The organism is Paraburkholderia sp. Tr-20389, assembly GCF_017104565.1.
GTDB lineage: Bacteria > Pseudomonadota > Gammaproteobacteria > Burkholderiales > Burkholderiaceae > Paraburkholderia.
Window position 1 is genome coordinate 1 of sequence record NZ_JAAGPD010000102.1, and the last position, 3,509, is coordinate 3,509.

The 3,509-nt window shown below is 63.8% G+C and carries 5 protein-coding genes; all 5 read right to left on the minus strand.

Translation table 11 applies throughout. From position 1 onward, the window contains the following. On the minus strand, positions 1–263 hold a 263-nt coding region (locus tag G3N95_RS40295; RefSeq protein WP_205975636.1), incomplete at its 3' end, for a succinate dehydrogenase assembly factor 2. Between the two features lie 85 nt (positions 264–348). Further along, the gene (locus G3N95_RS40300) at positions 349–1,053 is read right to left on the minus strand and encodes a succinate dehydrogenase iron-sulfur subunit (protein WP_006047560.1); all 705 of its coding nucleotides are present in this window, start codon (positions 1,051–1,053) and stop codon (positions 349–351) included. Between the two features lie 19 nt (positions 1,054–1,072). Then, the gene (gene sdhA, locus G3N95_RS40305; RefSeq protein WP_205975633.1) at positions 1,073–2,848 is read right to left on the minus strand and encodes a succinate dehydrogenase flavoprotein subunit; all 1,776 of its coding nucleotides are present in this window, start codon (positions 2,846–2,848) and stop codon (positions 1,073–1,075) included. Positions 2,849–2,852: 4 nt separating this feature from the next. Further along, positions 2,853–3,221 carry a succinate dehydrogenase, hydrophobic membrane anchor protein gene (gene sdhD / locus G3N95_RS40310; protein ID WP_205975634.1) on the minus strand — a complete coding sequence of 123 codons (369 nt, stop codon included), beginning with the start codon at positions 3,219–3,221 and terminating at the stop codon, positions 2,853–2,855. A 3-nt stretch (positions 3,222–3,224) separates the two neighbouring features. Then, on the minus strand, positions 3,225–3,509 hold a 285-nt coding region (sdhC, locus tag G3N95_RS40315; RefSeq protein ID WP_205975635.1), incomplete at its 5' end, for a succinate dehydrogenase, cytochrome b556 subunit.

Below are 3,509 nucleotides of genomic sequence, written 5' to 3' on the forward strand. Positions count from 1 at the left end.
CGCAGCATCTCCAGCACCCGCCTGACATCTGCGTCGGCGAGGTCGCCTTCCGGTTCCTTGCGTGCGAGCAGCAAGTCCATCAGGTCGTTATCGCTCAGTTCCAGCAGGCGCGTGAGCGCGCCCACGTCTGCATCACTGAGGTCATGCTCATATCGGCTGAAAAAACGCTCGAAGATCAGATCGTTTTCCAGCAGGCCGCGCCGCGCGCGCCAGCGGAGGCGTGCGCGGCGAAGGGGGTCGGACTGATGTGGGACTTCACCCATGTCAGTACGCGCAGGGCCGCCCCCAAGCGTACTGACTGCCCCCTCGGGGGGCAGCGAACGGGAGAGAGCGTCGGGGTTGTTCATTCTAGACCGTCCGGCGCACCATCAATTCCTTGATCTTGCCGATCGCCTTCGTCGGGTTGAGCCCCTTCGGGCACACGTCGACGCAGTTCATGATCGTATGGCAACGGAACAGACGGTACGGATCTTCCAGATTGTCCAGCCGCTCGCCCGTCGCTTCGTCGCGGCTGTCCGCGATGAAACGGTAGGCCTGCAGCAGCCCCGCCGGGCCCACGAACTTGTCCGGATTCCACCAGAAGCTCGGGCACGACGTCGAGCAGCTCGCGCACAGAATGCACTCGTACAGACCGTCCAGCTCGTCGCGCTCTTCCGGCGACTGCAGACGCTCCTTCTCCGGCGGCGGCGTGTCGTTGATCAGGTACGGCTTGATCGAGTGATACTGGTTGAAGAACTGCGTGAAGTCGCAGATCAGATCACGCACCACGGGCAGCCCCGGCAGCGGACGCAGCACGATCTTCTGCGGCAGGTCGTTCAGGTTCGTCAGGCAGGCGAGACCGTTCTTGCCGTTGATGTTCATCGCGTCCGAGCCGCACACGCCTTCACGGCACGAGCGACGGAACGACAGCGTCTCGTCCAGTGCCTTCAGTTTCACCAGCGCGTCGAGCAGCATGCGTTCGTGCGAGTCGATCTCGATCTCGTACGTCTGCATGCGCGGCGCGGCGTCCCTGTCCGGGTCGTAGCGGTAGATTTCAAATGTACGCTTGGCCATTGTGTGGGGTCCTTTATGCTTAGAAGGTACGCGCTTTGGGCGGCACCGATTCGACCGTCAGCGGGTTCATGTGCACCGGCTTGTAGTCGAGGCGGTCGCCTTCGCTGTACCACAGCGTATGGCGCAGCCAGTTCTCGTCGTCGCGATGCTCGAAGTCGTTCTGCGCGTGTGCGCCGCGGCTTTCCTTGCGCGCCTCGGCCGACACCATCGTCGCGCGCGCCACTTCGATCAGGTTCTCCACTTCGAGCGCTTCCACGCGCGCCGTGTTGAACACCTTCGACTTGTCCTTCAGGTGGATATTGCCCACACGGTCGGCCACTTCGCGAATGCGCTCCACGCCTTCGGCCAGCAGCGCCGACGTGCGGAACACGCCCGCATGCTTCTGCATCGTCGAGCGGATGTCGTTCGCCACGTTCTGCGCGTATTCGCCCGAGCTCGAACTGTCGAGCTTCGCCAGACGCGACAGCGCGAAATCAGCGGCATCCGCCGGCAGCGGCTTGTGCTCCTTGATTTCCTTCACGTGCTTGACGATGTGGTTGCCGGCCGCGCGGCCGAACACCACCAGATCGAGCAGCGAGTTCGTGCCCAGGCGGTTCGCGCCGTGCACCGACACGCACGAGCACTCGCCCACGGCGTAGAAGCCGTTGATCGGATCTTCGTGACCCTTCGCCGTACCCACGACCTGACCATGGATGTTCGTCGGGATGCCGCCCATCTGGTAGTGGATGGTCGGCACGACCGGGATCGGCTCCTTGATGCAGTCGACGTTCGCGAACTTCAGCGCGATCTCGCGGATCGACGGCAGACGCTTCATGATCGTCTCGGCGCCGATGTGCGACAGGTCCAGCAGCACGTGGTCCTTGTTCGGACCCACGCCACGGCCTTCCTTGATTTCCTGGTCCATCGAACGCGAGACGAAGTCGCGCGGTGCCAGGTCCTTCAGCGTCGGCGCGTAGCGCTCCATGAAGCGCTCGCCGTTCGCGTTGCGCAGAATGCCGCCTTCGCCGCGCACGCCTTCCGTGATCAGCACGCCCGCGCCCGCCACGCCCGTCGGGTGGAATTGCCAGAATTCCATGTCCTCGAGCGGGATGCCTGCGCGTGCGGCCATGCCCAGGCCGTCACCCGTGTTGATGAACGCGTTGGTCGATGCCGCGAAGATCCGGCCCGCGCCGCCCGTGGCGAACAGCGTGGTCTTGCCTTCGAGGATGTAGACGTCGCCCGTTTCCATTTCCAGCGCGGTCACGCCGAGCACGTCGCCCTCGGCGTCGCGGATCAGGTCCAGCGCCATCCATTCGACGAAGAACGTGGTCTTCGCTGCGACGTTCTGCTGGTACAGCGTGTGCAGCAGCGCGTGGCCGGTACGGTCAGCCGCAGCGCACGCGCGCTGCACCGGCTTCTCGCCGTAGTTCGCCGTGTGGCCGCCGAACGGGCGCTGGTAGATCGTGCCGTCCGCGTTGCGGTCGAACGGCATGCCGAAGTGTTCCAGTTCGTAGACGGCGTTCGGTGCTTCGCGGCACATGAACTCGATCGCGTCCTGGTCGCCGAGCCAGTCGGAGCCCTTGATCGTGTCGTAGAAGTGGTAGTGCCAGTTGTCTTCGCTCATGTTGCCGAGCGACGCGCCGATGCCGCCCTGCGCCGCGACGGTGTGCGAACGCGTGGGGAACACCTTCGAGAGCACACACACGGAGAGGCCCGCACGCGCGAGCTGCAGCGACGCGCGCATGCCCGAGCCGCCCGCGCCGACGATGACCACGTCAAATTTGCGGCGCGGCAGGGAATTCTTGATTGCAACCATTCTTTTACACTCTCCAGAGAATCTGCGCGGCGTAGCCCGCACACGCGAGCAGCCAGACGATCGTCAGCGCCTGCAGCAGCAGCCGCGCACCCACGGGCTTGATGTAGTCCATCCAGATGTCGCGCACGCCGACCCACGCGTGATAGAAGAGCGACAGCAGCGTGACGAACGTGGCGAGCTTCATCCATTGCGTGGCGAAGATGCCTGCCCAGCCGTCGTAAGAGAATGCCTGCGCGCCGAAGAACCAGCCCAGCAGGATGACGGTGTAGACGGCCATGATGACCGCCGTGATGCGCTGCGCGAGCCAGTCGCGCAGACCGTAGTGCGCACCCACGACGAGGCGCTTCGAGCCAACCCGGTTATTTGCCGACATGTTTTAGAAAGCTCCGAACAGTTTGAGCGCGAAGGCGATCGTCAGGATCGACGACACGACGAGCACGACCACCGAGGTACGCTTGCCGCTTTCCTTCGACACCGCGTCGTGGTTCATGTCCATCAGCAGATGGCGCACGCCCGCGCAGAAGTGGAACAGGAACGCCCACGCCAGCACCAGCGTGATCAGCTTGACGAGGATGTTGGACAGGAAGCCCTTGAACACCTCGAAGCTCAGTTCCGAGGTCAGGCTCTGGTCGAAGAGGTACAGCAGGAACGGAAGGAAGAC

Excerpts from the sequence above, each read along its gene's own strand:
- G3N95_RS40300 (WP_006047560.1), bottom strand. The coding sequence starts at position 1,053 with ATGGCCAAGCGTACATTTGAAATCTACCGCTACGACCCGGACAGGGAC.
- sdhA (WP_205975633.1), bottom strand. The coding sequence starts at position 2,848 with ATGGTTGCAATCAAGAATTCCCTGCCGCGCCGCAAATTTGACGTGGTC.
- sdhD (WP_205975634.1), bottom strand. The coding sequence starts at position 3,221 with ATGTCGGCAAATAACCGGGTTGGCTCGAAGCGCCTCGTCGTGGGTGCG.